Origin of the sequence: Fulvitalea axinellae, from assembly GCF_036492835.1 — a bacterium.
GTDB lineage: Bacteria > Bacteroidota > Bacteroidia > Cytophagales > Cyclobacteriaceae > Fulvitalea > Fulvitalea axinellae.
Map to the genome: position 1 here is coordinate 1,385,736 of NZ_AP025314.1, position 24,285 is coordinate 1,410,020.

The 24,285-nt window shown below is 47.9% G+C and carries 18 protein-coding genes; 9 read left to right on the forward strand and 9 right to left on the reverse strand.

Annotated features, from left to right (window positions below):
• Positions 1-62 precede the first annotated feature (62 nt).
• The 3 genes from nqrF (at position 63) to AABK39_RS05640 (ending at position 3,528) form a co-directional block, all read left to right on the forward strand.
• Positions 63-1,361, forward strand: a complete 1,299-nt coding sequence (gene nqrF / locus AABK39_RS05630; protein ID WP_338393938.1) for an NADH:ubiquinone reductase (Na(+)-transporting) subunit F — start codon at positions 63-65, stop codon at positions 1,359-1,361.
• 453 nt (positions 1,362-1,814) lie between these two features.
• Positions 1,815-2,309: a hypothetical protein gene (locus tag AABK39_RS05635; protein WP_338393939.1), complete on the forward strand. Its 495-nt coding sequence runs from the start codon at positions 1,815-1,817 to the stop codon at positions 2,307-2,309.
• Positions 2,310-2,334: 25 nt separating this feature from the next.
• Positions 2,335-3,528, forward strand: a complete 1,194-nt coding sequence (locus tag AABK39_RS05640; protein ID WP_338393940.1) for a hypothetical protein — start codon at positions 2,335-2,337, stop codon at positions 3,526-3,528.
• A 114-nt stretch (positions 3,529-3,642) separates the two neighbouring features.
• Here the strand turns inward: AABK39_RS05640 and AABK39_RS05645 are convergent, their stop codons facing one another.
• On the reverse strand, positions 3,643-5,751 hold the full coding sequence (locus AABK39_RS05645) for a hypothetical protein (RefSeq protein ID WP_338393941.1): 2,109 nt from the start codon (positions 5,749-5,751) through the stop codon (positions 3,643-3,645).
• A 257-nt stretch (positions 5,752-6,008) separates the two neighbouring features.
• Positions 6,009-6,776: an SIMPL domain-containing protein gene (locus tag AABK39_RS05650; protein WP_338393942.1), complete on the reverse strand. Its 768-nt coding sequence runs from the start codon at positions 6,774-6,776 to the stop codon at positions 6,009-6,011.
• Between the two features lie 250 nt (positions 6,777-7,026).
• On the opposite strand from AABK39_RS05650, the gene AABK39_RS05655 reads away from it, so the two are divergent.
• On the forward strand, positions 7,027-8,379 hold the full coding sequence (locus tag AABK39_RS05655) for a M48 family metalloprotease (RefSeq protein WP_338393943.1): 1,353 nt from the start codon (positions 7,027-7,029) through the stop codon (positions 8,377-8,379).
• A gap of 147 nt (positions 8,380-8,526) precedes the next feature.
• Here AABK39_RS05655 and AABK39_RS05660 read toward each other — a convergent pair whose 3' ends face one another.
• Positions 8,527-8,931, reverse strand: coding sequence for a hypothetical protein (locus tag AABK39_RS05660; RefSeq protein WP_338393944.1), 405 nt, complete (start codon positions 8,929-8,931; stop codon positions 8,527-8,529).
• Positions 8,932-9,481: 550 nt separating this feature from the next.
• Between AABK39_RS05660 and AABK39_RS05665 the strand changes: the two genes are divergently transcribed.
• Positions 9,482-12,265, forward strand: a complete 2,784-nt coding sequence (locus tag AABK39_RS05665) for a DEAD/DEAH box helicase (protein WP_338393945.1) — start codon at positions 9,482-9,484, stop codon at positions 12,263-12,265.
• A gap of 153 nt (positions 12,266-12,418) precedes the next feature.
• Here AABK39_RS05665 and AABK39_RS05670 read toward each other — a convergent pair whose 3' ends face one another.
• The gene (locus AABK39_RS05670) at positions 12,419-13,726 is read right to left on the reverse strand and encodes an aminopeptidase P N-terminal domain-containing protein (RefSeq protein ID WP_338393946.1); all 1,308 of its coding nucleotides are present in this window, start codon (positions 13,724-13,726) and stop codon (positions 12,419-12,421) included.
• Positions 13,727-14,208: 482 nt separating this feature from the next.
• On the opposite strand from AABK39_RS05670, the gene recQ reads away from it, so the two are divergent.
• The 4 genes from recQ (at position 14,209) to AABK39_RS05690 (ending at position 20,027) form a co-directional block, all read left to right on the forward strand.
• Entirely contained in the window at positions 14,209-16,401 is a 2,193-nt protein-coding gene (gene recQ / locus AABK39_RS05675; RefSeq protein WP_338393947.1) for a DNA helicase RecQ, read from the forward strand.
• Positions 16,402-16,963: 562 nt separating this feature from the next.
• On the forward strand, positions 16,964-18,253 hold the full coding sequence (gene purD, locus AABK39_RS05680) for a phosphoribosylamine--glycine ligase (protein WP_338393948.1): 1,290 nt from the start codon (positions 16,964-16,966) through the stop codon (positions 18,251-18,253).
• A gap of 298 nt (positions 18,254-18,551) precedes the next feature.
• The gene (locus AABK39_RS05685) at positions 18,552-19,295 is read left to right on the forward strand and encodes a basic secretory protein-like protein (RefSeq protein ID WP_338393949.1); all 744 of its coding nucleotides are present in this window, start codon (positions 18,552-18,554) and stop codon (positions 19,293-19,295) included.
• 99 nt (positions 19,296-19,394) lie between these two features.
• Positions 19,395-20,027, forward strand: coding sequence for a rhomboid family intramembrane serine protease (locus AABK39_RS05690; protein ID WP_338393950.1), 633 nt, complete (start codon positions 19,395-19,397; stop codon positions 20,025-20,027).
• Positions 20,028-20,032: 5 nt separating this feature from the next.
• Here the strand turns inward: AABK39_RS05690 and AABK39_RS05695 are convergent, their stop codons facing one another.
• The 5 genes from AABK39_RS05695 to AABK39_RS05715 form a co-directional block, all read right to left on the reverse strand.
• Positions 20,033-20,866: an enoyl-CoA hydratase/isomerase family protein gene (locus AABK39_RS05695; protein WP_338393951.1), complete on the reverse strand. Its 834-nt coding sequence runs from the start codon at positions 20,864-20,866 to the stop codon at positions 20,033-20,035.
• Between the two features lie 87 nt (positions 20,867-20,953).
• Positions 20,954-21,310: a hypothetical protein gene (locus tag AABK39_RS05700; protein WP_338393952.1), complete on the reverse strand. Its 357-nt coding sequence runs from the start codon at positions 21,308-21,310 to the stop codon at positions 20,954-20,956.
• A 364-nt stretch (positions 21,311-21,674) separates the two neighbouring features.
• Entirely contained in the window at positions 21,675-22,214 is a 540-nt protein-coding gene (locus tag AABK39_RS05705; protein WP_338393953.1) for a DinB family protein, read from the reverse strand.
• A gap of 606 nt (positions 22,215-22,820) precedes the next feature.
• Complete coding sequence (locus AABK39_RS05710) at positions 22,821-23,642, reverse strand: hypothetical protein (protein WP_338393954.1); 822 nt, start codon at positions 23,640-23,642, stop codon at positions 22,821-22,823.
• Between the two features lie 41 nt (positions 23,643-23,683).
• Entirely contained in the window at positions 23,684-24,247 is a 564-nt protein-coding gene (locus tag AABK39_RS05715; RefSeq protein ID WP_338393955.1) for a 5-formyltetrahydrofolate cyclo-ligase, read from the reverse strand.
• Positions 24,248-24,285 lie beyond the last annotated feature (38 nt).

The window sequence follows — 24,285 nt, forward strand, 5'->3', positions numbered from 1 at the left end:
GCCGTTCTTTTATCTTTGCGGACTGGAATTTTATACCAAACAATCAAAATTTGTAGCTTAAGATGAGCACAATTATCATCACATCGATCGTCGCGTTTACGCTCGTGATCCTGTTGTTGGTTTTCGTGTTGCTTTTTGCGCAAAAGAAATTGGTGAGCTCGGGTGACGTGACCATCAAGATCAACGGCGAGAAAGAAGTGACCGTACCGGCGGGTGGAACCTTGCTTAACACGCTGACGTCGCAGAAGATCCTCCTTCCATCGGCTTGCGGTGGTGGCGGTACCTGCGCCATGTGTAAGTGCCAAGTGCCAGAGGGTGGCGGCGACGTGTTGCCAACCGAAGAAGGACACTTGAGCCGTTCCGAAAGATCCGAAAAGGTACGCCTCGCCTGCCAGGTGAAGGTGAAAAACGATATGGAAATCACCGTTCCCGAAGAAGTCTTCGGTATTAAGAAGTGGGAGTGCGAGGTGATCTCCAACTACAACGTTTCTACCTTTATCAAGGAATTCAAGGTTAGGTTGCCGGAAGGCGAAACCATGGATTTCGAAGCCGGTGGATACATCCAGATCGACGTGCCGGAAGTGACCGTTAACTTTAGGGATATGGACATCACTCCTCATCCTGAGTTGGGCCACCCGAAAGACGTGTACAGGGAAGATTGGGACAAATTCGGAATGTGGGACCTGAAAATGGTCAACGACGAGCCGATCTACCGCGCATACTCTATGGCTAACCACCCTGCCGAGGGTGACATCGTGATGCTGACTATCCGTATCGCCACTCCGCCGTGGGATCGCGCCAAGAACACTTGGATGGACGTGAACCCGGGTATCTGCTCATCTTACGTGTTCTCTCGTAAGCCGGGCGACAAGGTGACGGTTTCGGGCCCTTACGGTGAATTCAGCATCAACCCGACCGAACGCGAGATGGTTTACATCGGCGGTGGTGCCGGTATGGCGCCTCTCCGCGCTCAGATCTTCCACTTGTTCCACACCGAGAAGTCTTCGCGTAAGGTTTCTTACTGGTATGGTGGACGTTCGAAAAAAGAACTTTTCTACACGCCTCATTTCCGCGCTATCGAGAAGGACTTCCCGAACTTCCAGTTCAATATTGCGCTTTCGGAGCCGCTTCCGGAAGACAACTGGAAAGTGAAGAAAAGCATCGACGACAAGGAAGGTGACGGTTACACGGGCTTCATCCACCAGGCGTTGTTCGACAACTACCTGAAGGATCACGAGGACTTGGACGAGGTGGAATTCTACCTCTGCGGACCTCCGATGATGAACGCCGCCGTTCTGAACATGCTCGACGAGCTTGGCGTACCGCCGGAAAACATTCGCTTTGACGACTTCGGAGGCTGATTTATCGCTCTTCGTGATTATAAAATACAAAAGACCGTCAGTTTTGGCGGTCTTTTTCTTTTGATAAAAGTTTTACTACATGTGAGCACTGCTCTTTATTTGGTTAATTCCTCTAAGTTGTTAAATTAGAGGGAGATAAAGGTGGGAGTTGTTGTGGTATGGGTTATGTTGTCATAACAGACTAAGAGTCTATGTCCGAAATTTTTCGAATCGGGTTCAGATTAAATAGTGTATGATCCCATTAAGCGGAAGGATTATTTGGACCCCGCTGTTAGTTAGTCCCCTTTTTCGTGGAGATTCACAATCTCTTTTACGTTTCTACTTTGAGCTACTTAATTTCCTGTAAGAGCTAATATCAATTTTTTGTTCTTCGAAGATTAAGTGAGAGATAGAGTTAAGTGCGGAGCCGAAAGATTTGATGCGATTTTTATAGGGTGTTCTAAACTTAAAAAAATGAAATTCTCATTCTCCGTAATAGTATGTGTTTTTATTGCCATAAACTGTTTCTCACAAGAAACTTTTACTGAGCGTAAGGGATCAAAATTTTTTCCTGGACATCTACATGCCGTGATAACTGTGGATAGCGCCAGTATCCATTATCAGTTATTTAACCATTGGTACACTTCCGCATATACTCAATATCGTGATATAAAAATTCCTAGGAATGAGCTTGGGGATTTTAACAGTGGTAATGATACCTTATCTATAATTTTGTATGGGAATAAAGTCAAGTTGTTTGATAAGAGGTATAATCTGAATAGAAAAGTTAAACACCAAAAGCTTTGTGCCTCATTGGAAGCGATGAGAAAAATATCTTATGCAGTTAGCATTTCGGATAATCATCAAAATATAAGGCATTTCCATTTGTTTGTCCCTGATGATTTAAATCTGCTAGAAGAGAGTTTTAGGAAACTTGTAAATGAAAATTTGAGAGAGATCAAAAAATAAGATGCTTATGTGAGCGAAAAAATGTATGGCTCATTCTGTTCGCATGAACATTAAAAATCCTCGTTATCAACCAAAAGACAAGAAGATGAAACTTTTTTGTAGAATTGTATTTTTAGCCTTAATAGTGTTTAGTTGTGATTCTGGTGAAAAACGTAATGTGGAAATAGAGGGGTATCTGAAGAGCAACCACTTATCGCCAAAAGACTATGTAATCTCAAAGTTTGTTGATCATGATTATGTATTTGTAGGAGAGCAACACCGAATAAAACATGAGGTGGAATTCGTCAGTGCAATGATCCCGGAACTTTACAAAAATGGAATCACGAACTTGGCTATTGAGTATGGCGTTTCGTCTAATCAACCGATGCTTGATTCGTTGTTAAGCATGAAACAGTGGGATCAAGACTTTGCTTATCAGGTCGCTTCAGGTGGTTTTTTTATTACTTGGGGGTATCAGGAGTATATAGATATATTAAAACGGGCTTGGGAAGTAAACCAAACAATACCCAAAGGGCAAAAGAGATTCCGAATAGTCTATTTAAACACCGATTACTTCCCTGAGAAAAGAGGGAAAGCCAAGTATGGAGGAGTTGATCCTGATATGCATATGTCCAAGTTACTCCAAAAAGAAGTGATAGATAAAAATGAGAAAGCCCTAATCTATAGCGGGATGAATCATGCTTTTACACAGTTTCACCAACCTTTTTATCGTTCCAAGAAAGGGAAGTCTTTCATTCGGTATGATAAGCGCTTGGGAAATTTGATCCACAAAGAATATCCTGATAAGACATTTACCATTTTTCTACATGCTCCTTGGGAGTCAAGAAAGCGAAACAGCAGAAGAATGGTCAGGCCTGTTAACGGCGTAATTGATGTTTGTATGAAATATCTTGAAAATAAACCTATGGGGGTGGATATTAACGGCACTCCTTTGGGGCAATTGAAGTCAAGCGATTCTTTCTATTCAATTGCGGATGAATATGTTACGTTTGGAGATATCTGTGATGGTTATATATTCTTGAAGCCATATAGTGAATTCGAGAGAGTAAGCGTGGCGAATAATTTTTACACTAAAGAAAATCTGGATAGAATAAGAAAGTATTATATCGGAATAGGAATCTCGGAGAAAAAGGTTAATTCTTGGACAAAAGAGACCATAGATAGAATAATCTCGGATGAGGCTAACTTTCTTATAAAGGGGGCCAAACGGCTAAAATAAATACTGGGTGCTACTGAAATGACTTTCCTTGAAATAAAAGTGGAAAAACCCTGCATGTTGGACTTTTGCCTATTTTATATATTCTAAAAAAGTGAGTTGCCTGTCGTTCGCCATTTAGACCTCTTGGCTTCCCGCCAATTTTTCCTGTATCCTTCCGGCCCGGGGATTCATTATTTCAAAAAACGCCTCACAAATTTCCCTAAGGGTGGCGAATTCCAATGCCAGTTCCTGAGATGGGGTTCCTAGCATTGCTCGTATCGCTCCCTTTTTTTGATGAAAATTTAGGGCCCCCTGCAGAAATCCACTTTCAAACAATCCGAGTTCGTGATTGCCTAGCGGGCGGTAATCGTTAAACATTTGGTTATGCGAAGACTTATGGAATGTTGTAAAGGGTAGGGACGTATCGGAGTCCAGCCAATTGTCCAGACCCTGGGCCATAATGTCTCGGAATAGGTGTATGGTTTCGCTCTTGATTCTTTCCAGCTTTCTGGCGTGTTTCCAAGGTTTTCGTAGCATTTCACGCAACTCCGACGAACTTACTCGTTCGGCTTTGGGGTTCATGACCCGGTGTAGGTCGATTATGTAGCTGTACATCCAAGTAAAGTCGGAGTTGTGGTCTACGGGATGCAGGGTTTTGTCTTTGAAATCGTAGAAAATATTGTCAAGGTTAATGCTCCGCAGGATTCGGTCATTGTTGCCCAGCATCAGGTCATAAAAGGCCAGTTCGCCCAAGGCGAGATTATAGGAGTCGTCTTCGCCGAATTTAATGGATTTGGCTTCTTGCGGACTTATCGCACCCAAACAAGTTCCCATGGCCGCTTCAAATATCACTAAAGCTTTAATGGAGGTGGAACGGAAAGTGTCGAGGCTGTTTCTTAGGCTTTTGTCATGCAGTGTCTGGGCAAACTGTATCAGCTGGGCGAAGGCTACACTGTTCCTTTCCAAGCGGTAAGCTTTTTGTGAACGGACCTTTGGGCTATCCATCGTTTCAAGCATCCGGGACGCGAATATCTCGCGTTCGGGCGAAGGGGACAACGAGCCCTCGCGGAGTACTTTTAGGTATAGTTTTTCTCCGCCGGTACCCGTTAGTTCGAATACGCTAGTTTGCGATCCCATTCCAAGTACCGGACGACAGGCCGTAAGCCCGGCTATTTTGTCTTCCAATGTGGCTCCGGCCGGGGCGTCAGTCTCGTCGGTCGGAGTGGGGGACGCTGTTTCGGAATCTTGTCGTTTTGGCAAAAAGTAACGCGGGTCCGGCGGGTCAAGTGACGCTACCAGATCACCGGCGTCCGGCGTTACGAAAACATATTCCTCCGGTTTGCGGGTGACAAATCTATAGCCTTTGATACGTGCCATGGACCAACTGTTGCGTAGGGCCAAGGTATGCTCTTGCGCCATCATGTCCAAGATGGTAAAATGGTTGGACATCAGTTCGAATACGTTCGCCAAATGGGTTATCGGTGTGTGAAACGCCAGATGCGGACCTTTGGGGTTTGCCATGCCGGATATGGGAAGGTAGGTGCCGTGCTCCATCAGGCGACGGGGAAAACGGGTTCCTATCACTTTGTTTTGGCGGAAACCTTCTTGAAGTAGAATGTCTTCGGGACCTCGGGCCTCCTCCAGTTTTTCGTCACTGGTGATCAGATAGAGCAACGGTTTGTGGGGATGCTTGTCGTCTATGAGCTTAAGCGGTAGGGTCTGTCCCAACGGACTGCGTAAAAGGCGCAATACCATACCGTTTACCAAAGACCTCAGCTGAGCTCCCGAGCCGTGGCTCCAGTCGCCTTTGATCAGCAAATCGGCGCACTGAGTCCTCCATAGCTCGTTTACTTTCTGTTCGTTTTCGCCTGTTTCGGTGAGCACGGGCAGTTCGAAACGCTCCAGTGTATCGGCCAATTCGCCACGGGCTTGGTCTATGGCGCACAGAAGGTTTTCCATCAAGTCCAGTTCCCGGAAAAAAGAGAGCCGGCGTTCGGGAATCGGGTTTTTGGCGTTCCAGTCGAATATGGCTTCCTCCACAAATTCCAAGGCTTCTAAACTGTGGTTTATGGCGCCGTGGAAAACGCCTTCGTCATATTCTTTGCAGGAGAGGGCTTTGGTTTGCAAGTCTCGGGCCTCCCAATATTTTTCCAGCGCTTTGGCTATGGCCGATAGACTGGGACCGTGCGGGTGCTCGGCGATTTTGGCGGGAGTCTCGGCTCCGGCTTTTTCCAAAAAAGACATTCTCAGAGGTAAAGCCCGACGGTCGAGACTCAGGGGCGGGGGCAACCGCGCGACCCCGGAGACGCCTGATGCCCTGCGAGTTTTTCCCTGATGTTCGAGATTTGAAAACGTCATGTGGCCGCATTATCGGAACCTTTTGCTGGTTTTGCTCGGTATCTTATTGCGCAATAAGTTGACCGGTTTTCAAGCTTTAAAAACAGTAAAGCCATTCGGTTTGTAACTCCGAATGGCCTTGTGTTTAGTGTCTCACTTCTTATTTACAGTTTGGCTTGGCTGTCGATGTCGTCTACCAAAATATCGAATTTGGCATCTACCCGATAGCTCAGGTGGATCTTTTTGCTTGCTTTGGTTTGTGGTTCGTTTTGAGGCAAAATAGTGTTTGACAGGTGATTTGTTACGAACATATCATTTTGGCTTCGTTCACGGATCGAAAGCACTGGCCCCAGCCTGAACCCTATGCATTCCACCATGTCTCTCGCTTTGTCACGGGCGGCTTTTACGGCCTCGATTTTCACTTGCCGGCGGTATTCACGGATCTTATGGTTGACAAGTCTGGTTACGGCTATGGACGATATGCCTTTACGGTCTATCAGCCTGCCGATGGCGTCGGCTTGGGCGAAATCTTTGGCTTTGACCGTAATCCGTTTGGTGATCAAAAGTTCTTTGGTTGTTAGCCTTTCGGAATTGATGAAGCCTTCTTGAACGATCATGGTTTGGGGAATGCCGATAGAATCGAGAACCTTATATATCTTGGGCTCGATATCGGCCATGCTTACTTTGGTTTTGTAATGTTTGAAGTCCTTGCGTTTCATGAACTCTTCCTTCCAATATTCTTGAATATCGAGTTGGACATGGACCTCGTCGGGAGTTACAAGTATTTCGGCGCTACCTGTTACGGAGATTGTTCGGTCCGGTTCTCGTTCTACGGTGACGCCCTTTATCATAAGGTTACGGTCCCGTTTTTGACCTATGGCCACGCCGGTGAAAAAGATCAGGATAACAAAAATCAGTTTGGCTGTTTTCATGACTTTATGGTTAGATTAGAAAAAGTGAATATGTTCAAAATGCGATTTTTATTTGAATAATTCGACTCAGGTCACTGCTTTGGCTTGAGCGGTTAGATGAGGCGGAACAAGTTTGTTTTTGAATTTGGCGGAAGCGGAAAAAGTCTTTGTACTAAATAAGTCTATAATAGGCTTTTATTTAACATTAAGTGCAACCATTTTTTGTTTTGTTCTGTCAAGAGTCTGAGTTTGAACCTTAAACATAACACTTATGATTTTTTTTGTCAGAAAATTAGTCTTGGCTGTTTTTGTTCTTGCGCTTTTTGCCACAGATCTTTTTTCCCAGCACAAAAGCTTGGGCGAGGCGTATTGGGAAGCCGAATGGGTTAAGGAACAACAGAAAAACGATATAGCGAACGGAAAAGCGGGCACTATTCATTGGTCTAGGGCCGAACGCTCGGAAGTGATTCTTCAGGCCGATGATTATGTGGAATCATTGGAAAGGCAGAAAGCGTTTTTGCATGACCCTGATTTGGACGCGTACCTTCAGGAACAACTTTCGATAGTGCATGCGGGCGCGCCAAATCCGAAATTGGGAATAAACCTGCAAGTTAAGGTACTTATAAGTCATGAGCTGAACGCGTTCGCTTTGGGCAATGGAACGATTGTTTTGACTACGGGGATTTTTGACGCCTTGCGTTCCGAGGGTGAGTTGCAAAGTGTTTTGATTCATGAGTTAAGCCATATTTATCTGGACCATCACGTACATAATTTCAAGGCGCTTCGGAGAAAAGCGAATTGGGCGAAGGTGCTTTCGGTGGCCGCTTCTGCCGCCACTGTAGCGGTTGTAGCGGCAAACGATGACGATAGGGATTATAGCGTTTGGGACCTTGTCGTTATCGGGCATGTGACGCACGATTTTACTTACGCTTTGTCTAGCGTTATTTTGGAAGGTCTGTATATTAAACATTCCAAGAAGCAGGAATACGAGGCCGACGCGCTGACGAAAGCCTCTTTGGTAGAGTTGGGTGTCGATCCGCAAGATTTTCCGAATATTTTGGGACGTGTATATGACTATCAGCGCCAAAGATATTTGAGTAACGAAAAGGGAGCTTGGGCTGATTACCGCCAAGTAAATGATCGCCTTGGTAAGCTGAAGATGAGTTATCAAAAAGACGCGCCCTTTAGTGCTTCGTTCGATGTGAATACGCTTAACGCCCACCTGTTTAATATGAGATCGGATTTGGTGGAAGGGCGCTACAGCCGTTGCCTTGAGCTGATCGGCCGAATTGAAGGGACGGGTTTCGCTTCAGAAGGTTTGATGGTGGCGAAGGCCAGGAGCGCTTTGGCTATCGCGGCTACGCCTGAAGAGAAGTTGGCCTCAATTCGTTGGTATGATAAGGCGGAGAGACTGGCGCCTGAAGAGCATTTGATTTGGATTCAGAAGGAAAAGGTAACGGAACTGTTCGCCATTAAGGAATATTCGAAAGCCCAAGAGGCTTTGCCTAAATTGAGGCGCTTGGCAGGTCGGCATGAATGGGCTTTCCAAAGTTCCCGTTTGGAATTTGAGAATTGGTTGAATGAGATGGAGTTTAAGGTGGGTTTCTTCCTTGGGAAGTCTTAACCGTTTCGGTGAAGGGAAAAAGTAAAGCCTCCGTTAGCAGAGGCTTTTTTTGTGATGGGGAAATTATAGTTGTGTGTTTTGTGTCGTATTTAAGGATAGTATGGCTCTTGCTCAGCGATTTCTCGTCGGGTAAGAGCCGGTATTGCATTACATAATCATTATCGACGACTTATTGTCAGGGTCGTATCTGATGTTGATTATATCGCCCACTTTAGGGATGGATATTTTGGAAACATGCGAAGCCGCTGTAATGACAAAGTTCGAGTCATTGTCCTGTCGTACATTCAGTTTGAGAGTGAGGACGGGATCTAAATTGACGGATTTTCCAGTGTCTTGGATGGATAAAACTTTCGCCTGGGCCGGAATGCCGCTTGTCATTAGCTTCTGTTGTTTTTCTGCCAAGTCAAGTTGAAATTTCGCTTCATCGAGACTGGAATTGGTGTCGTCAACGAAATCCTTGCCTAAGAATATTTTGGTCAGCCAGCCAACAAATCCGGACATTGTTGTTTTCGTCTCCTGAATGGCTTCCCTTGGGTCTTCATTTTTTTTCATTTGTACTAGTTTTATAGCGATTAACTGTGATTGTATTTTTAGCGAGATTTTTTTCTTTATTCTGGTTTTATGAAGCTATATAAAATGCTTAAATCTACATATAACAGGGTGGTTTATTTTTGTTAGGTAGGCTTTGTATTGCTTGTAGATCGCTAGTTTTGTTGTTTTTGACTCGGTATTTCGTGTGTTGTGTTAATAAACCTAATTTGTTGTAAGTGTTTTCTTTTTCTGTTTTGTGGTGTTTTATGGTTTATTAATGGTGTTTTTTGTGTTGTGGAGAGTGGGGGTGTTAGTTTTCTTTTATTCTTTTTTGTGTATATAAAATACTTTTATGTGAATATTTAAGGGTGGTCTCTCTTGCTGAAATTATCTCGTCTGGAAATAATGGAGTAGCCTCGTGTATCTTTACAAAAAATCAAAGTGCCTTATATTTTTGTGCGAATAGAAACCCACAAGTTCAAAATATTGAAACATTTGAACTGGAAAAAGGAAGCGGTTGTAACGCTTTGAGAAAATTCGTTACTTGGCCGGAGTTTTTTGAATACGATATATGTTGGATACCAAGAAAAGGGAAGCTGTCGGTGTTGACAAAAGGACGGTGACCCAACGAATAGTCTCATTTTTCAAGGCCTGTTACCAAGCCGATAACCGCGATCTGAATCTGCCGAATTTTTTCTCCGCCAAAGTGGAGAATCGTTTGGTCTTGTGGAGTAACGAAGCGCTTTCCGGAGAGTTGGGGCGCTTTCCCGTGCCGGAAGAATGGGCGAAGGAATGTCAGGCTAATTTGGAAGAGTATTCCAAAGAGAAAAGCCTCCACCTGTGCGGAATTTCCCTTTGCGGAAAGGCCAAAGTGGCGGGACGCAATCAAACCATAGTGGCACCGTTGGTGCTGATTCCCGTCGCTCTGCATCTGGAAGCCGAGGGCTATGTGGCGATTCCCGATTTTGAGAAAATTAGGGTCAATCAGTCCGCTCTTCGGTTTTTGTCTCCGCAAGACGGAAAGGAAGATTCCGCCTTGGATACGACGCTGGAGCGTTTTCCGGTGGGTCCCGTTTCTGAAGGGAATTTGTCGGAGATTACGGCGCTTCTGGAAAGCCAATTCCGTGACGTGGACACTACGGCCTTGCTGGATTATCCTTCGGTTTATGACGAAAAGCAAACCAAGACTTTCACCCGAAAGGCTTCGGATGTTTTCTATTTGTTGCCTACGGCCGGTTTGGGAGTGTTGCGGGCTTCCAGTGTGAGTCTGGGAGTTATCAGCGAACTGGATTTCATGTCGAAAGAAGGGCCTATTTCTCCCGTGGTGGAAGGTCTGTTCGGGCCAAGCCAAGAGCCTGCTCCGATACCGGGAGAGCCACTTTCGCCGGTAACGCTTAACGGGGCGCAGGCCGGCATATTGGATGCGGTTCGCAAGCGCAGACATACGTTGGTGGTGGGCCCTCCGGGGACGGGGAAATCGTTTACCATCGCCGCTTTGGCCGCCGATTTTATGCGACGGGGAAAATCCGTGCTGATCGTTTCGCAGACAGACCAGGCCGTGGACGTGATCGCTAACAAGATCTCCGAGGATTTCGGTTTGCCCGATGTGGCTGTGCGCGGTGGCCGAAGCAGTTATAAAAAACAATTGTTGGCCCGTTTGGAAAATATTTTGGGCAATGTTTCCGCTCCTACCGGCAAACCGGTGGATTTAAAGTCTTCTCTTTCCAAGATTAGGAAGTTGACGAAAAAAATCGGAGCGCTGGAGCGAAGACTGGAAAAGCGGGAAGTCTTGGAACGCAAGCGTGGAGAGTTCTTTACTTCAGATAAAGAAGGTCTGTTCGCCCGGCTTTCCTCGGATTTCTACAAATGGGATTTGTCCCGCAGAAGGCCTTACCACGTCCTGACGAAAAGCTATTTGGAGGCTTTGGAAAAGAGAAACTTGACAGTGCGCCGGTATCTGGGCGACAGTTTTGATTTTTATCTGCGAAAAACCCTAAGAGAACACCGCCAAAGCTTGGTGAAATTTATGCGTGCCCTGCGCGCTCGGACCATGAACCGCAAAGACGCTTTTTTCGAAGAATCGTCTTTCGCCGACGCCGTGTTGGGCGCTATGCCCCTTTGGTTGATGAAACTTTCAGATTTAGCTTCCACACTGCCGTTCGACTCTTCGCTTTTCGATTTGGTGATTGTGGATGAGGCGGGCCAATGCGATATGGCTTCGTCTCTGCCCGCCTTGCAACGTGCGAAACGCGCCGTGGTGGTGGGCGACCCCAAACAGTTGCGTCATGTGTCTTTTCTCTCAAGAGCGCGGCAGGAAATGCTCAAAGGTCGTAGCGGTTTGCCCAATGATGTGGTTGCCGACCTCGATTTTAGGAAAAAAAGTCTGCTGGATTATTTCCTTGAGAATATATCGTCGCAAGACGGCGTACATTTTCTGGATGAGCATTTCCGAAGCCATCCCGATATCATAGAATTCAGTAACAGAAAGTTTTACGACAACAGGCTCAAGATTATGAGCCGACGGCCGGAGGCTTTGTTGCAAGATTCCGTTTTTCTGGAAAGATTGGACGGAAACCGAAACGAAAAGGGCATAAATACCGAAGAGGCCGAAGCCGTAATAGGTAGGGTTCGTCAGCTGGTGGAGGCCGAAAAAGATATGCCCGCCGACTTGGCGCAAAGTGTCGGGATTCTGGCGCCGTTGCGTGATCAGGCGGACCACCTTGAAGAGGCCATAGCCGTTGCTTTCGGTGCGGAAACCCAAGAAAGGCACCGGATGTTGGTAGGTACTCCCTATTCTTTTCAAGGCGAGGAACGTGACATTATGTTGCTCTCGATTGGCTTGGACGACGCTTCTCACGCCTCGGCGCATTATCATGTCAACAAGGCTGACGTATTCAACGTAAGCGTAACCCGCGCTCGGACCAAGCAATATGTTTTCACCTCACTTACCGAAGCCGGCGAACGCAAAGGTAGCTTGCTGTCGGATTATCTGGGTGGTGTAAAGGCTAAGGATAACGGAGCGTCATTGCCCCGGAAGCAGGAAAAGAGCCCTTCCGATCGCTTTTTGGCTGAAGTGGCGGGAGCGTTAGCGGAAGCGGGCATCCATTTATTCTCTTACGATTATCATGTGGCGGGTCTCGGGGTTGATTTGCTGGTAGAGCACGCAGGCGAGTTCTATTGTGTAGACCTTATCGGTTTTCCCGGTGATTTGGAAGAGGCTTTTCCGCTGGAGCGTTACCGTATGTTGGAACGTGTTGGCCTTCGGGTGTTTCCTTTGGCTTACGGAGCGTGGGTGTGTGATCGTCAAAAAGCTATCGGGGATCTTTTGGCTTTTATCCAAAATGAAGGTTCGTGATTTCGAAAAACAGACCTTGGTAAAAGATTGGTAAGCATATATGTCACCTAAAATTCAAAGACGGAACCTTGAGTCAAAACGTACAGGCTTCGTCTTTGAGTTTTTTAAGCAGGTAGAAATTTTCTTGGAAAAGAAGAAATAAAGCTGTCTTTTTTAAACAGGAATAGCATTCTTGGCCATAATATCCTCAATCTCGTCCGGTTCAATCGGAATATGGTCAGTAAGACTCACGGGGCCGTCAGCCGTAACCAGATAATCGTTTTCCAAGCGCACGCCGATATTCTCCTCACGGATATAAATGCCCGGTTCGCAGGTCAAAACCATTCCTTCCCTTACCGGAATCATGCGGTTGCCTACGTCATGTACGTCCAGCCCGATATGGTGCGCCGTGCCGTGCATAAAGTATTTCTTGTAAAGCGGGGCGTCGGGGTCTTGGTTCGCCACTTCCTCGGCGTCGAGTAGGCCTAGCCCGATAAGCTCTTTTTCTACCAGCGAAGCCATGTTTTTCTCGTAATCGTCGAGCCTTACGCCCGGACGGAGCATTTTCACGCCTTCGCGCAAGCAACGGAGCACAGCCTCATACACGGCCCGTTGGCGTGGCGAGTAAGTGCCGTTTACGGGAACGCAACGCGTGATGTCAGCGTAATAGTTGGCGTACTCGGCGCCGAAATCCATCAGGATCATCTGGCCGTCTTCGCAGTGGTCCTCGTTTTTTACGTAATGAAGCGCGCAAGCATTTCCGCCCGATCCGATAATCGGTAGGAACGCATGGCCTCTCGACCGGTTTTTAAGAAAAGTATAAGTCAGTTCCGCCTCGATCTCGAATTCGTGAACTCCTGGCTGAATCATTCCCAGAGCCCTTTCAAAGCCCATTCCCGTAATCTCACAGGCCTTTTTGATCTGGTTGATTTCCTCTTCGGATTTTACGATTCGCAAATCTCTGGTTATGCGCGCCACCCTGCCGTATTCGTGTAGCGGAAATCTGGCTTTGCACCAATCAATGAAGCGGTCTTCACGGGTTTGGATTTCCTTGGTCGAGGTTTTTATATGCTCGTTATGGCCAAGGTAAATGGTGTCGGCGTGGAAAGCCATAAGGTGAAGGATGCTTTCGAATTCCTGAAGCCACTGCACGTTCTTGATTCCCGAGATTTCTCTGGCTTGCTCCTTGGTCAGTTTGTCGCCTTCCCAAATGCGGATATGCTCGTTGGTTTCTGTGATAAACAGTACTTCACGCAGGTTGGAATCTTGCGCTTGTGGCGAAATCAGAAGGATTGATTCCTCTTGGTCTATTCCCGAAAGGTAAAAAAGGTCGTTGTTTTGCCGGAAACCCATGATGCCGTCCGCGTTGGTGGGCATTACGTCGTTGGAATTGAGCACGGCCAAAGAGTCCTGTTTCATCTTTTTTGCGAAGCGCCGACGGTTTTCGACAAACATTTCGGTGTCTATTTTATCGTATTTCATGGTTTGGTGGGCTGTTTTGTTCTTATATAAAAAAAGGAAAATCGGGGCGGACAAAGCACCCCGGGTCAGAATATAAGCTTTTGGGGCTATTTCGCACAGCGAAACGGTTACGTATTTCCGTTTTGGCTAATATCTGGAAGTTATTGGCTAAAAAAGTATGCCTAGGCCGGGTTTCGGTGTAAAACGGCTTTTCGGCTTCCTCATAATTTCTTATTTTGGGGAATAGGCCCGTGCCTTGCCTACACCTGCGGAAGGGTGTTCAAACACGTGCCCGGAGCGTCACGGTTGCTATAATGGGGGCTTTTTTAGTCGTAAAAGCTGATTCAGCCTCTTATTTAATCCGATTAATATGATTAACTTTGGTTAGGTGTCGCGTCCGGGAAAGCCTTTCGGAAACACTCGGATTTTGCGGGTCGCGACGAAAGATACCAAGCGGGAGACCGTTCTGTTAAAGAGGATTTGAAGCATTACCGTGCAGAGGTATGACAAGTTTGACAGAAAGCCATGAAAGTGGCGATATCATAAGGAAGAAGCTCAAGGAGGTTTTCGGTTACGGACAATTCCGGGGAAACCAAGAGCCGATCATAAAGAATATAATGAAGGGGCGCAATACTTTCGTGCTTATGCCAACCGGCGCCGGAAAGTCCCTTTGCTACCAACTTCCTGCTATTTTGAGCGAAGGCACGGCCATCGTGATTTCGCCGCTGATAGCCCTGATGAAAAACCAAGTGGACCAGATGAACGCCTTGGGCGTCCACGCCCGGGTACTGAACTCCACGTTGAGTAGGGGCGAGGCCAACGACGTGAAGAAGCAGGCCCTGGAAGGGAAAGTGAAGCTCCTTTACGTTGCGCCGGAATCTTTGGCCAAGGAGGAAAACGTTGAATTTTTGGAAAAGGTAACCATCTCCATGGTAGCCATCGACGAGGCCCACTGCATATCCGAATGGGGGCACGACTTCCGTCCCGAGTATAGGCGTATCCGCACCATTATCAGCCAGTTTGGCGACGTGCCCGTAATAGCGCTCACCGCCACCGCCACCCCGAAGGTTCAGCTCGATATACAGCGCAACCTGAATATGGAGGCGGCCGACGTGTTCAAGTCCTCGTTCCAACGCGAAAACCTTTATTACGAGGTTCGGCCCAAGCAGCAGATCAAGAAACAGCTTGTCAAATACGTCAAGGACCGCAAGGGCCAGGCGGGAATTGTCTATTGCCTCAGCCGTAAAAAGGTGGAGGAGATAGCCGAATTTCTCAGCGTAAACGGCGTTAAGGCCGCGCCATACCATGCCGGTTTGGACGCCGCGGTCAGGATGCGTCACCAAGACGCTTTTCTGAACGAGGATCTGGACGTGATCGTGGCTACCATCGCCTTTGGCATGGGCATCGATAAGCCCGACGTGCGCTTTGTGGTGCATTACGATACGCCCAAGTCTTTGGAGGGCTACTATCAGGAGACTGGCCGTGCCGGCCGGGACGGAATAGCTTCCGACTGCCTGATGTTCTACAGCTATAACGATATTCTCAAGCTTGAGAAATTCCATAAGGATAAATCTGTAACCGAAAGGGAGAACGCCCGTCTTTTGTTGGGTGAGATCCAGGCTTACGCTGAGTCCGCTATCTGTAGGACGCGTCAGCTGATGAATTATTTCGGGGAGAACTTTGACAAGGCTTGTGGCAATTGCGACAATTGCTGTCATCCTAAGGAAAAATTCGAGGCTAAAGAGATGCTTTCTCTTGCCATTCAGACCGTTGAACAGACCGGCGAGCGTTTTGGTATGGCGCACTTGACCAAAGTGTTGCGCGGATCGAAAGACCAGTATGTCGTTAGTTACGGCCACGATGCCCTTGACGTTTATGCCAAGGGCGCTGAAGAGTCGGACGATATCTGGCGCTCCATTTTCCGTAACGGCATTTTGCTTGGCTTTTTCGAAAAGGATATCGAGAATGTCGGTGTACTGAAGCTGACGGACAAGGCCAAAGAATTTCTCCGCGAACCATTTAGCGTGATGGTTCCCAAGAATCATGACTATAGTAACTTGGGCGAAGAGGAGGAAATAGCCAGGGAGCAGGTGGATACCAAAGGTTATGACGAGGCGCTTTTCAGTTTGCTTAAACAACTTAGGAAAAAAGTCGCGGCGCAGAAGGGGCTTCCGCCTTACGTGATCTTCCAGGATCCTAGCCTTGAAGAAATGGCTACTACCTATCCGGTCAATAACGATGACCTTTTGCAGGTAAATGGCGTAGGTCAGGGCAAAGTCATGAAATTCGGGAAAGAGTTTGTGGCGCTGATCAAAAAGTACGTGGCCGACAACGATATTGAGACCGCCGGCAACGTGATTATCAAAACGAACGTCACCCGGTCGAAGGACAAGGTGCTCCTGATCCAGCAGGTGGACAAGAAAACCAACCTCGACGAACTGGCCGAGAGCCGGGGGGGAAGCTTTGATAAACTACTTGACGAGTTGGAGAGCATTTGCTTTTCGGGGACCAAGATCAATATCGATTATTTCATTGACGATCTTCTGGATGAGGAAAGCCAGGAAGAAATTATCGAGTATTTCCTTGAATCCGAAACCGATGATATTGACGAGGCGATGGATGAGTTTGGTGATGAGTATGACGAGGATGAATTGCGTTTGGTTCGTCTCAAGTTTATCTCTGATACGGCAAACTGATCCGCACTCGAAGTAAAAATTTGATATGACCGGCTCCTATGGGGCCGGTTTTTTTTCGTCTTGGTTTTTTAGGTTTTTGGCTGGGCCTAGATTTTTACCAATACGTCTCTTTGTCATTGCTTCTCTTCTTTCTAAAGTGGAAACCTTACTCGTAGCGCTTTATTCTTGGAAAATAGGGACGAAAAGATGTCGTGCAAAGAAGATGCCTAAACTCGGCAGAAATTATTCCGGCATCGGGAGAAATTGTCCCGGCATAGGAAAAAATGGTTCCGGCATTCGCAGAAATGGTATCGGACATGGACGAAGCTTTGCCGGCCTAGGCGGAAATTCTGTCAGCAGAGGAAAAAACTGTCTCGGCCTTGGCAGGAATTTTACCGGTACCGGAAGGAAATTTCCCGGCTTTTGCGTCCCGCCTTCCGGCCTTTGGACGAAGCTGTCGGTTTTCGGCTGAAAGTGGGGCGACTTGGCCAAGATTTGTTAATTTTACGGCCGGAAGAGAGAGCGAGGCGGATTCTGGTCAAAAGACGCTAGCAGATTACAAATTTTTCAAATCCTCAAGAAAATGAATATCCTTATTCTCGGTTCGGGTGGCAGGGAACATGCCTTCGCGTGGAAAATCAGCCAAAGTTCGTTGTGCGACAAACTGTTTGTAGCTCCGGGTAACGCCGGTACTTCTGCGGTGGCCGAAAACGTAGCGATTGACGCTACCGATTTCCCTCGTTTGGGCGATTTCGTCATCGAAAATAATGTCAAACTCGTTGTTGTAGGCCCCGAAGCCCCTTTGGTGGCTGGTGTGCGTGACTTCTTCGAAGGTGACGAACGCTACGCCGATGTCAGCGTACTGGGCCCGGACAAGGCCGGCGCCGAACTGGAAGGCAGCAAGGACTTCGCGAAGGCGTTTATGCAGGAATATGGTATCCCGACAGGCGGATATGTAACCTACGACGCCACGCAAGTGGAAGAGGGCCTTGCGTATTTGGATACGCTCACTGCGCCGATCGTGCTGAAAGCCGACGGATTGGCGGCGGGCAAAGGCGTAATCATCAGCGAGACTGTGGAGCACGCCAAGGAAACGTTTAAGGAAATGCTCCTTGACGGAAAATTCGGCGACGCCGGCGCCAAAGTGGTGATCGAGGAGTTTCTTCGCGGTATCGAGCTGTCGGTATTCGTATTGACAGACGGAAAAGACTACGTGATCTTGCCGGAAGCCAAAGACTACAAGCGCATAGGGGAAGGTGACACTGGGCTGAACACTGGCGGAATGGGAGCCGTATCTCCGGTGCCGTTCGCTCAGGGTGATTTCTTGGCTAAAGTGGAGGAGCGCGTGGTAAAACCTACGGTAGCGGGCCTCAAAGACCGCGGTATCGATTTCCGTGGCTTCCTGTTTATCGGATTGATGAATACGGACGGCGATCCATTCGTAATCGAGTACAACGTGCGTATGGGCGACCCTGAAACACAGGCGGTACTTCCGAGAGTGGAAAGCGATTTGGCCGACTTGTTCCTGAAAGCCGCCGAAGGGCGTTTGGCGGGAACGGAAATCAAGATTTCGCCCAAGACAGCCACTACAGTGGTAATGGTGGCGGACGGATATCCGGGAAGCTACCCTAAAGGCGATGTGATTTCCGGTTTGGACCAAGCGGAAAACTCGATTGTATTCCACGCAGGTACCAAGACGGGCGAAAACGGCGAGGTGTTGACCAACGGCGGTCGCGTATTGGCCGTAACCGGTTTGGCCGACGGCATTCCTGAAGCCTTGGAGAAATCGTACGCCGGCGTATCGGCCATCGACTGGAAGGGCGTGTACAGCAGAAAAGACATAGGACAGGACGTAATGGCCTACAAGAGCTGATAAGAGATTGGTTTTCACGTGGCTTTTGCGCCGTTTAACCGTGAAAATATACCGGAAACCGGTTGGGGATAGCCCTGGCCGGTTTTTTTTTGTATGTTTGGATACCTTGGTTTCGGTGGAGCGGGCCTCGGAAATGGGATGTGGGACGAAGATTTTCCGGGTGTTTAGGCACGAAACGGGAGGCCATGGGCAGAAATTTGCCGGACATTGTCAGAAATGACAGGCGGAGGCCACGGGACCAGGATTTTTATCGCGTCAGCATATTTAACTTTTAGAGACCCTTTTAATCTAGTTGCAGATGTTCAGAAAGCACTGTTTGCATTGCTTCTCATTGTTGCTGTTGTTGGCGCCGGCGCAGGTTTTTGCCCAAATAGCCGAGAGACATTTTGAGAAACCCGAGGTCACTTTTGTGAATCTTGACGAATCCGAAAACGGAAAACTGTACGGAAAGATAGTGCCGAACCCGGAAGCCTTTATACAGGAGACTGCCTTTAGAGTCTGTCAGATTCTTTTTAAGGAGAAAAAGGAAATTCCTGTGGTGAAGACCATCAATTATAAGGTGGAAGACTACAAAGGAGTATCGGAGAAGACAGGAGAGTTACCGGCAGTGAACGTAAGGTTTAGCTCCAGCTATTTGAGAGCGAAGTTCGAGGCTTTGTCAAAAGATAGCGTGGCATTGTACGAGGAAGTGGTGGGAGTATTGGCCCACGAGCTGACTCACGTTTACCAGAATGACGACGGCGGAAGATACTCCGAGTTAGGAGGCGTAATAGAGGGCCTAGCCGATGCGGTGCGGACCAAATTGGGCTACAAGGACTACGGCAAACGCAAAAAGGGCGGGAGCTACAAAGACGCGTACGACACTTCGGCGTTCTTCTTCGTATGGATAGAAAAGAACAAGACGACAGATTTTATATATAAGCTGAACAAGAGCCTAGCCCCGGACGACGGAAAGAAATGGACGTGGGACGAGGTGAAAAGAATAACGGGAACGGATGTGGAGACCCTGTGGGCCGAATACCAGTCCGAATTCCCGATATAATCCCTGCCCGATAAATTATTGGGAGGAATAGAAAACGGAAACTTATTTGCCACATTGGGCGAATTGTCCTCGGATGACTCGCTCCTGAATCTACATAAGATGAAAGTGACTTATAATTCGCCTGTAGTGCTGACTTTTACTTTTGCGTCGGCTTTGGTTTTGATTTTAAACGAGGTTACGGCTGGAGCCATGACACCGTATTTTTCGGTAGGAGGAACGATGAATTGGGCATCGCCACTGGATTATTTCAGGCTGTTTTCCCATGTGTTGGGCCACGCCGACTGGGCGCACCTGTTCGGGAATTTCACTTTTATACTACTGATAGGACCTATTTTGGAGGAAAAGTACGGAGGAGGAAAACTGTTGGGGATGATACTGGTGACAGCCTTGGTAACTGGGTTGTGCAATGTGTTTTTCTTTTCGAACGGCTTGTTGGGTGCCAGTGGTATCGTGTTTATGATGATTCTGCTGGGATCGATAGTAAATGCCGAGCGGGGGACTATTCCGCTTACGTTTATATTGGTGGCGGTACTGTTTTTGGGCAAAGAGATCGCCGATATTTTCCGGGACGACCAAGTGTCTCAGGCGGCGCACATTATCGGAGGTATTTGCGGAGCGGCGTTCGGTTTCTTTCTGATCGGGGAAAAGAAAAAGCCGGGAGCGGGCTCTACGGCATCAACTGAAGATACCACGGCGAGCGACGACTTTCCCGGCTTGTCCGATTTGGAATAAACTTTTCAGGAGCCTGTCCATTCGGGCGGTCTTTTTTCCCTAAAGGCGGCCAGGCCTTCTTTGGCGTCCTTGGAGCGGAGAACTTCGTCGAGCTTGCCTTTCAGGAAAGAGTGACGGTGTTCCGGACTAATGGAACGCAATTCGTCCAAGGCGGCTAGGCCGTGTCTGATTGCCGTAGGCGAAAGTTTGGCCAAGTTGGCCAGCAGTTTTTCGGTTTCTCCCTGAACGTCTTCCGGGGCCTTCACCAAAGTGGTGACAAGGCCCTTTTCTTTTGCCTCTTGCGCCGAAATGGCGGTAGGACGCGTGCACCAGTCCACGATGGCCCTTTCCGGAATAATCCGGGTTAGGGAAGCCATGACTTGCATAGGCCAGATGCCTCTGAGAGCTTCCGGAAGGCTGAATTTGACGTTTTCGGAACAAACGACATGCGTGCACCCGCATACGATAAGGAAGGCGCCGGCGTAGACGTTGCCCGTAATTTGCGCAATGCAAGGCTTGTGGAGTTGTCGAAAAGCGCTACCTAGGATGACATCGCCAGTGGCGGGGGGCGGGATGGAGGAAACTCCGTCGTCGGTTTTTATGCCGGCAAAGGCTTTCAGGTCAGCGCCGGCGGAGAAGATCTCGCCGACGGCGTCGAAGCCGACCGCCCAGATTTCGGGCGTATGCTTGGCGTAGTCGAGGCAGAAAGCGATCTCGCGCATAAATTGCGGGTTCATGGCGTTCTTCTTCTCCGGCCTGTTGAGGGTGAGGCGAAGGGTGTGTCCTTCGGTTTTTACGATAAGGTACCTAAAAGTTTCCTTGGCTATTTTGGCGGTTTGTTTCGGGGTGTAGTGTTCCATGTTTGGGTTCTGGGCAAAACATATTCTGGCCCGGGAGTGCCGGGCCAGAAACGCGGTAGCCGGACTGCCGGCACCGGGCAGTTTTTCTTAATGGATTGTTTTTTCGGAGTTGATGTTGCAGGGCGGGTGATAGAGGTTCACCAAGTCTTCCCTGATTAGTTCCCGGGTGTCGGGGTGATCTTCCCAATAAGCGAGTATGCAGTTCGCGTTCTCTTTGTTAAACTCTTCGATTAGGGGATGGTCCGTAAAAGTATCGTGGAGGTTGGAGCTGACGCCGGCGTAGACCAAAGCGTGGTCGGTGTTGCCGCTGGCCATTACGTTGCGGTGAGTGACGACATAAACGCCGGATTGTTTTTCTGTAAAGGTGTTTTCGAAAGAGTAGACGTTGAAGGTATAGTGCTTGCCGGAAGCGCCTTTCAAGTCCATTGTTCCTATCCTTGACATACGCATGAAGGGTTTTGTGAAAGATATGGTTAAAGAAATTATGCCTTTCTACAGATAAAAGTCGCCTCGCGCTTGCCGGTCATGTCCAGGCGGGGTCGTCGGGTTGTCCGCCGTTGCGGAGCCCGTTCTCTGATGTTCCTGCTCTACGGTAAAAGGAGTTGTTTAGTTGTTGATTATCAAAGGTTTTTATCGAGTTGATCTCGATTTTTTTCCTCTGGAATCAACACTTCCCTTAGCGTTTGGGAACGTCAGGTTGCTATTTCAAGTTAAAAAAAATGTTGGAAAATGAAAGGCGGGATTCGTTAAAATCCCGCCCTGTGTAAGCATATATGTGTCTTTGGCTCCGGCTAGGGCCGGACGTTTCTTACCAGCCTCTGTAGCGTGGCGGTTTGATGCCGTTCATGCGCAGGTAAATAACCAATTGCCCCCTGTGGTGGGTAGTGTGGTCACGCAGAAGATAGAATATCTTGCGTTTGTTCATGTCCACGCCCTTGGCGAAGAAAGGCTTGGCCAGCGGGGCTTGAGCTTCCGCATCGGAAGTATTGTTCGCTAATTTGTCGATAAAATCGAAGGCTTGGCCGGTAAGAGCTATAAGTTGCTTTTTGTCGAGTTGGTCAAGATTGGCGGTTTTGTCGCTCAGTTCGCATTGCTTGTTGCCGGTGACGTAGGTTTGTAACGCCGCGAAGTTTTTGATTAGGTGTTGCAAGTGTTCACGGAAGCTCATTATGTCTTCGGTAGGCTTGTAGCCGTATTTTTCCTCGGGCATCAGTTCGGCCAGTTCCAAAGTGTAAGCTTTTGCGCGTTGCCAAACCGGAGTAAACTCGTCGGCGAAGGAATGGCCTTCTTGGGCATTGGCTTGGGATAGAAAACTAAGGGTGAAGAAGAATGCTAGAAATTTTTTCATCAGATGTAAATAAAAGTGTGTGGGCACCTTTTTCAGGCGCGTTTCCTAGACAGTTTACGAAGTTGGGTGAGAAACGTTTTTATATCCTTGAATAAATGTTTTCCGGGAGTGGCGTGATTGAAGGAATAAGGGGAGAATGGACGGGTCGAAAATAAAAATTAATTATTTTTCATATGTTTCGTAACCCGTTGACAACTATGGCGTAAGATATATCAAAGGTTGGATGAAGAGGTAGGGTTTCAGGATCAGCCATCCGAGGCCGTCAGGGTTGAGGAAGCGCCGAAAACGTCGGTGAAGACGGTCTGAAACCAAATCTAGGTTCTCCGTTCCGGTATTGAGGAGAAGCTGAAGCCATATAGGCGGACGGTACGGGTTTTCGATTTTTCCCTGCTGTTTGCGAGCCCCCGACTATGAAAGCGGTTAGGGTTTCGAGGAGCCTGGCGGATGCGAAAAAAAGATACGCGGATTCGAAAACGCGGCCGTGGACGAGAGAACGCGGGCTTGAGAGTAATAAGTGAAGTGCCCGAGCGGTTGGCGACCGAAGCGTCCCATGTGGGGCATTACCTCCGAACAACTGTTTTATAAGGAAGCGGAAAGTGTGACACCTTAAACTTGGTGGGATTGCTTTCCGCTTCTTTTTTTGTATGCTTTGAGCGGGGCCTTGGCCATTTTAATCAGCGAGTATTTGACTTTTTTCTTCGCCGATTTCGCTTTCATCGGGTATTTCCGATCAAGGGTCTTCAGTTCCGATTTCATTTCGGCGTAAGCCTTTCTTAACGAATTCAGGTTTCGGATGGAAATATCGATGGAACTTTGGGTTTCTTCCGCATATCCGTCGGCAAAGGGAGCGTCGAGTAAATGGTCTCTTTTGATGGCTTGTTGGCGATAATGCTCAAATTCGGCCAATTCCACACGGATTTTGATAATCTGTTTTTTTACGCCTTTTACCATTACGGGTAGTTGGCGGTGGCGCATTTTGGCGTATTCCGCTTCGAATTCCCGGTCTTCTTCGTCAAGATCGGGAAAAAAACCGTACTCGCCTTCCCGTTCTAATTCCGCTTCCAAGGCTTCCAATTCCGGATCTGATTCTTCGCTTTCCTCACCCGCCATTATTTCCGCCAGCTCGCGTTCCAGTTCGGCTTCGTCATCCCATTCCGTATCGTTTACGCTCGATTCTTCACTGTCGAGGTCGCGAAGCATTTGCTCGATGGTTTCCAATGGCAAAGTGTTCCAGAATTCGATTTCGTTGGCTAAGCTTTCGGTTTCGCTGATTACCGGCGGTAACTCCGGGTAAAGCTTCTCCGGACGAACGGTATTTGTCGTCGATCTTCGGATTGGATCAGTCAGAACGGCTTGGATAGTCGTTTTTGTGGATGATCGGCGTTTGCCTTGGCCAGGTCCGGATCTTTTTGCGTGAATAAGGGACACGTAAAACGAACATTTGACTGGCGGTTATGTTGGGAGGAGCCTTAAACGAAGCTCCAAACCTTATCAGGAGTGATGCAATAGTCGAGTTTTTGGTCGTGTTCGTGCGTGTCGGAGATTTTTTCTACGGGAGCTTCCAAAGAAAGCCCGACTTTAAGCACATCCGGTCTGCATCGCTGTAAAAAACGGTCGTAAAAGCCTTTTCCGTAGCCCACTCGGTAGCCCAGTTTGTCGAAAGTGAGCAAAGGAATCAGAACCAAATCGATTTTATGTTCGTGGATAGGGCGGGCGTTTACGGGTTCGGGTATTCCCCAGCGGTTCTCTTCCAGCGGCGTGTTTTTCTCCAAAACAAAGCTGTGCATCTCATGTGTTTTGAAATCGCTTTTGGATACGACCACAGTTTTCTCCGAGAAAAAATCGATCAAAGGCCAAGTGTTGATCTCTTTGTGTTTGAGAATGGGGAGGAAACAATGGACGGTTTCGAATTCCAGTTTTCCGAATTCTTCGGCGAAACGGTCGCGGACATCCAGACTTTGTTTTTCGATGACCGAATCGTCGGTGAGTTTTCGGCGGTTGAGGAAGTGTTTGCGCAGGTCGGGTTTGAGCATGTTCTTTTTTTTCCAAATGTAAAACCGGTGGGGGAAAA